Here is a 5909-nt window from a genome sequence, read left to right on the forward strand (position 1 = left end):
TCGTTCCCGTAAGGAGCTGCGCACCGCCAGCCCCCTCGACGGTCAAACTGCCGCCATTGACCCGGATATTCGCCCCCAGGACCCGCATGCCCTCAATGGTTGCGGTGATATCATCAGAAAGCGACACGCCATGGATGACCGACCTTCCCTGCGCCAGCCCGGCGCAAATCACCGCCCGGTGGCATAGGCTCTTGGAAGCCGGAATGGTTACATTTCCCTGGAGTTTTACCGGAGTAATCGATAGATCCATCTGTTCATTCTCCTATCATTTTGCATTTTGGTAAAAAAGAAATAAGACTCACGAGAGTCTTATCAAGCTCAAAACCTTTATGTTTCGCTTCGGTCAGCTTATACGGCTCATCGGCAATGTTGCGATATACTTTTTTATGCGAAAATAACCCACGCTATAAAAATAGCCCAGATTAAAGCTAAAAAAGTATCCGCGCCAAGTCATTGCTGAAAGAGTCATAACAGCCTCCGCAGTATTTTCCAAGTAATAGAATTGGTTTTAGTATATCCGTCATGCTTCTCACTGTCAATAGAATTTATGAAACATGAACACAAAACACAAAAATGTTTAATATTGACCTTTATAAAAATACATTTGTCTTTTAAAAAACATTCGGAGTCGCAAGCATCTATCCGGGAATGCGGGGGCAGGGATTGTTGGTTTCCAGTTTGTGCAGCATTTCATCCCGCCGTCGCTTGGAGGCTGCAAAGAAAGCATGAAGTGCGGGGCGGTCCCCTGTTTCCATTGCCTGGATCAAAGAAGAAATCATAGCTTGGACCTGCCGCAGGCTGTCGTTAATAGACTCGGCATTGCTTACGCAGATATCCGCCCACATGTCGGCATTGGACGAGGCAATCCGGGTCGTATCCTTAAACCCGCCGCCAGCCAGGGACAACAGGGCATCCGGGTCCGGATGACGGTCCAGGAGATTGACCATCGCTGCCGCCAGCACGTGCGGAATATGGCTGATCACGGCGGCATACTGGTCATGCAGCCGGACATCCATCCTGATCACGCGGGCGCCGGTGGCGGAAATCAGACCTTCCAATTCGGCCGCCAGCGGCTCCGGCGCATCGCTGCTATCTGTCAGAATATAATACTTATCTCGGAACAAATCGGCAAAGGCGACCTGAACGCCGCTTTTTTCAATGCCGGCCATCGGATGTCCGCCGACATAGTAGACGCCTGGCGGCAATAGCGGCCGTATCTGCCGGTCGATCAGCCCCTTGGTGCTGCCTGCGTCAGTGAGAATGCAGCCGGGCTTCAATGCCGGCGCAATTCCGGCTGCAATCGAAGCCATTTGCAACACCGGCATACAGAGAAAAACCAGATCCGCCCCTTGAACACCGGCGATCGGATCTGTCACTGCCGCATCGGCTGCCCCCCGTTGAATCGCCTCATCCAGTGCGGCCTGGTCGCAATCAACCGCGGTAATAAAAGGGGCAGGATGACAGTATTTCTTAAATGCCAATGCCAGCGACCCGCCGATCAGGCCTACGCCAATGATAGTGACACGCGGCTGCTTCATACTTTTCCTCCGTCCTGCTATCTTACTGTTCTCTCCAGTGAAACGATAAAAGCATCCCGCCCCTCGCAGGGATGGGATGCTAGTCTGAATATAACAAACCGGAAAGGCCTTGTCAAGAAGGGCGGGAAAATAGATGATCGGGCAAATAGGCGCGAAATCAAATTTGTGATATTTCCTTGAATTTCTTCGGCTCAACGCATAAAATGAGGATGATGTCACATGATGGTAAATACATTGGAGGCAAAGAATATGACGATTGATTCGCTGCCCGGAAACAGCCTGGGCTTTTTAGGGCCATGGGGCACATATTCAGAAGAAGCCGCCCATATTCTGTGTCAGAACCGGGACCGGGAGTTGATCCCCTATCCCGGCATCGATGCGGCCATCAGGGCCACTGACGCCGGCGAAATCGCCGAATGCATCGTGCCGGCGGAAAACTCCCTGGATGGTTCGGTGAATATCACCCTGGACACACTGGCTCATGACGTTCATTTATATATCACCCATGAAATCATATTCCCGGTGCGGCATAATCTGCTGATTAAAACGCCGGGGACGGACATCAGCTCCATTGTCTCTCACCCTCAGGCTCTGGCTCAGTGCCGGAACACACTGCGAAGGCTTTATCCCCAGGCGAAGATTCTGCCGGCAGGCAGTACCGGCGAAGCGGCCCGGCTGGTGGCTGCCGGCCAATATGCCGCTGCCGTGGGCAGCCTGAAGGCAGCCTCTGCCTATGGACTGCAGGCGGTGGTCTCTGATCTGCAGGACAGCCCCCATAACTTTACCCGGTTTATCGTTTTGGAACGCCAGCCGGCCCAAAATCCCCAGGGCTCTTGTAAGACCTCACTGGTCTGCAAAATAAACGGCGAGCGCCCGGGCAGCCTGTGCGACGTGTTGCAGGAATTCGCCCGACGCAACGTCAATATGACCCGGATCGAATCCAGGCCGGCCCGTACCGGCCTGGGGCTGTATATCTTTTTTTTCGATCTGGAGGGCAGCGCGGCGGATTCCAACCTGCGGAGCGCCCTGGAGGCGGTATGCGCCAAAAGCATATGGTATAAGAATTTAGGCTCTTATCCGACCAACAGTAAAACTCTGAATCTCCTCAATGACCATGACCAGGTATATCTTTAAATTTAAAGCCCATCCAATCTCTCAAACTGCTAACAGGATGGAATAAATAAAGGAGGATGGCCGTGGCGGAACCAAGTGGCAGCCGTATTTGGGAGATTGACCTGGTGCGGGGTATTTGTATCGTCATGATGGTAGCATTCCATTTGGTCGTGGACTTACGGGAATTTTACCATCAGCCCCTGGAATATCAATCGGGCTTTTGGTTTTACCTGGGGCGGGTTACCGTTGCGGTGTTTATGTTTATTGCCGGGGTCAGCAGCGTGCTGAACCGCCGGATTATCAGGCACGGCTTGACAGTGCTGGCTGCCGGCTGCCTAATTACGGCGGCGACCCGGATTTTTACTCCGGATTTGTATGTACGGTTTGGCATTTTGCAGTTTATGGGCGTTGCCATATTGTCTGTACCGGTTATGGGCAAACTTTCTTCCATCTGGCTGGTTGTTGCGGCCCTGCTGGTCCTGCTGGCCGGACAGGCGATCCAGGGTCTTACAGGACACTGGCTGCTCCTGCCTTTGGGCATCATGTACGAAGGGTATCGCTCCTTCGATTACTATCCGCTGATTCCCTGGTACAGCGTCTTTTTGCTGGGCATGGTGGCCGGACGGCTGTTCTATGCCGAAAAAAAGGGAAAGATTTCCCCGATAACCGGTCTGAACTGGCTAGCCCGGATCGGACGGCACTCGCTGTCTATCTACCTGGTCCATCAGCCGGTTTTACTGGCACTGTTGTATTTCTTTTTTATCTGAAGCGGTGTAATCAGAAAAAAATTTTTCCGAATATTGTAACTCATTACAGGGAAGACAGCCTGATTTGTTGAATTTATCTGTAGACAGTGATGCCCGGTAATGTGGCCGGAATCGCGCATCTATGCGTAGAGCAGATGGTAATTTACCGGTGATGACGCGAAGATGAATGGTGGTGGCGGGAAATGAAGGCTGCTGATATTATGGTGCCATTGCAGCAGTTTCTGGTGACGGATTTAACAGAAGTGCCCTCCGTGGAAAATTTACCGGCGGGTATTGACTTTCTGCCGGTTATTGATACCGGGCAGCAAGTGGTGGGCACGATTGATCTGGCCGCTTTGCGCCTTCAAAAAAATGCTGCCGCTCTATACCCCGGAGGCTTTCTTGATCTTCAGCCATATATCAGCCAACAGGTCCCGCGTATCGCCGCCGATGACGATCTGGACGCATTGCCCGGCGATGTTACCAGGGCTGTGGTCGTCGACGCGGCAGGCAAGGCCGTCGGATTGATCGGGGCCACTGACCTGCTGGGATGCCTGAGGAAAAAGCTGGCCGAGTTCAAACATCAATTAAGTCTTAGCAAGGAACTGGCCGATATCATTGAATCCTCTTATGACGGCATTTGGGTTACAGACGGACAGGGCAATGTTCTCGCGATTAACAGCGCCTATGAGCGTCTTAGCGGGATCAAATTCAGCGAAGTTCGGGGCAAAAACATGCAGCAGTTAGTGGATGGAAGATATTTTGATCAATCAGCCACCCTGCTGGTTATAAAAGAAAAAAAGCGGGTCACCATCAACCAGCTGATTAAAGGAACCCGGCGTATGCTGGTGACCGGCAATCCGGTGTTTAACGAGCAAGGGGAATTATCCCGGGTGGTGACCAATGTGCGGGACGTCACCGATTTGGTCAACCTGCAAAAGCAACTGGCCCGGACCAAGGAGCAGACCCTTAAATATGAGACCGAATTGTCCCATCTGAGGTCGCTGCACATTCAGGATGACGACATTATCTACCGGAGTCAGACCATGGCAAGGGCCGTGGAATTGGCGTTAAAAATTGCCGAGGTGGATTCAACCGTCTTCATTACCGGCGAATCAGGCACAGGCAAAGATGTGATCGCTAAGTTCATTCATAAACACGGCAAGGGAACCGCCAAACCGTTTATCAAAATTAACTGCGCCGCCATTCCCGACCAACTGCTGGAATCCGAATTGTTCGGCTACGAGGGAGGCGCTTTTTCCGGCGCCCGTAAAGAGGGCAAACCCGGTATGTTTGAATTGGCCCATAAGGGCACCCTGTTTCTCGATGAGGTGGGAGACCTGCCGCTGATGCTGCAGGCTAAACTCCTCAGAGCCATTCAGGAAAAGGAAGTTCTCAGGGTCGGCGGGACTCAGGTGCGCTCGGTCAATGTACGGATCATCGCCGCCACTCACCGGAACATGGCGGAAATGGTCAAAGCAGGCCATTTCCGCAAAGACCTTTATTACCGCTTGATGGTGGTGCCGATTCATCTGACTCCCCTCCGGGAGCGCCGGGAGGACATTCCGCCGCTTATTAAGCACTTTGTGGACCGGATCAATAAGCGCTATGACTATTCGAAACGGCTGTCGCCGGAAGTGATGAGCCGGCTGGTGGAATATTCCTGGCCGGGCAACATAAGGGAGCTTGAGAATGTACTGGAGCGTATGATTGTTACTGCCGGCGAGGATGAACTGACGCCGGATCTGCTGCCGGAAGCCTTCAGTCACAAGGTACACTTTCCCGGACGCGGCACAAAGCTGAAAGCCGCGGTAGAAGAAACCGAAGCCTATCTGCTGGCCGAAGCATACCGTGAAACTCCTTCCTGGGCTAAAGTGGCGGCAAGTCTCGGGGTAGACCGGGCAACCGTGTTTCGGAAAGCCGCCAAATACGGACTGCTGAAAAAGGAAAAGGAATAAGACGATGGAACAAATAGCCCGAATTATCGAAGAAAAGATTCGCCCCTTGCTGCAGGCCCATCAGGGCGATCTGGAACTGGTCTCCGTCACTGACGACGGTTTTGTCAAAGTGAAGCTGACCGGAGCCTGCGCTGCCTGTCCCGGGCAGCAGCAAACTTTGTCGGAAGTGGTGGACGCCGAGATTAGAGCGGTTTGTCCCGAGATCCGGGGAGTCATTCCGGTTTATCAGGTCAGCGACGACTTGATTAATCAGGCCCTCCATATCTTGCGCCGGGACAAAAGAGATGTATGAGCACTGGGCGGATCGGCATAAAGTTTTGCGGCGGCTGCAATCTGCGCCAGCAAGAACAGCGCATCATCGCCAGTCAAGCTCAGGCAGACAGCCAAAACGCAGTCAATGACTCATGATCCGTCTCACAGAGCATCCATAAAAAACCAGGATCAAAGTCCGATGGCCAATCAGACCATTGTTCTATACAATAATAGTAAAATCTCGACCTGGAAACCATTTTTTTCCTTATAAACCATTGAACCGAGGTGACCCCATGGCAATC

5 protein-coding genes and 1 pseudogene are annotated in these 5909 nt (G+C 52.5%); 4 read left to right on the plus strand and 2 right to left on the minus strand.

Annotated features, from left to right (window positions below; all coding sequences use genetic code 11):
• Together ALO_RS15580 and ALO_RS15585 are read right to left on the minus strand one after the other, a co-directional pair.
• A pseudogene (locus ALO_RS15580) lies at positions 1 to 250 on the minus strand (3-phosphoshikimate 1-carboxyvinyltransferase); the annotation flags it as partial.
• A 388-nt stretch (positions 251 to 638) separates the two neighbouring features.
• On the minus strand, positions 639 to 1538 hold the full coding sequence (locus ALO_RS15585; protein WP_004097670.1) for a prephenate dehydrogenase: 900 nt from the start codon (positions 1536 to 1538) through the stop codon (positions 639 to 641).
• A gap of 219 nt (positions 1539 to 1757) precedes the next feature.
• Here ALO_RS15585 and pheA point away from each other — a divergent pair, with 219 nt between their 5' ends.
• From pheA to ALO_RS15605, 4 genes are all read left to right on the plus strand, one after another.
• The gene (pheA, locus tag ALO_RS15590; protein ID WP_004097672.1) at positions 1758 to 2672 is read left to right on the plus strand and encodes a prephenate dehydratase; all 915 of its coding nucleotides are present in this window, start codon (positions 1758 to 1760) and stop codon (positions 2670 to 2672) included.
• A gap of 62 nt (positions 2673 to 2734) precedes the next feature.
• Positions 2735 to 3418: a heparan-alpha-glucosaminide N-acetyltransferase gene (locus ALO_RS15595; protein ID WP_050807036.1), complete on the plus strand. Its 684-nt coding sequence runs from the start codon at positions 2735 to 2737 to the stop codon at positions 3416 to 3418.
• 182 nt (positions 3419 to 3600) lie between these two features.
• On the plus strand, positions 3601 to 5355 hold the full coding sequence (locus tag ALO_RS15600; RefSeq protein ID WP_004097676.1) for a sigma 54-interacting transcriptional regulator: 1755 nt from the start codon (positions 3601 to 3603) through the stop codon (positions 5353 to 5355).
• A 4-nt stretch (positions 5356 to 5359) separates the two neighbouring features.
• Positions 5360 to 5647 carry a NifU family protein gene (locus ALO_RS15605; RefSeq protein ID WP_004097678.1) on the plus strand — a complete coding sequence of 96 codons (288 nt, stop codon included), beginning with the start codon at positions 5360 to 5362 and terminating at the stop codon, positions 5645 to 5647.
• The last annotated feature ends 262 nt before the right edge of the window (positions 5648 to 5909 follow it).

It is taken from the genome of Acetonema longum DSM 6540, assembly GCF_000219125.1.
Lineage (GTDB): Bacteria > Bacillota > Negativicutes > Sporomusales > Acetonemataceae > Acetonema > Acetonema longum.

Excerpts from the sequence above, each read along its gene's own strand:
- ALO_RS15585 (WP_004097670.1), bottom strand. The coding sequence starts at position 1,538 with ATGAAGCAGCCGCGTGTCACTATCATTGGCGTAGGCCTGATCGGCGGG.
- pheA (WP_004097672.1), top strand. The coding sequence starts at position 1,758 with ATGATGGTAAATACATTGGAGGCAAAGAATATGACGATTGATTCGCTG.
- ALO_RS15600 (WP_004097676.1), top strand. The coding sequence starts at position 3,601 with ATGAAGGCTGCTGATATTATGGTGCCATTGCAGCAGTTTCTGGTGACG.
- ALO_RS15605 (WP_004097678.1), top strand. The coding sequence starts at position 5,360 with ATGGAACAAATAGCCCGAATTATCGAAGAAAAGATTCGCCCCTTGCTG.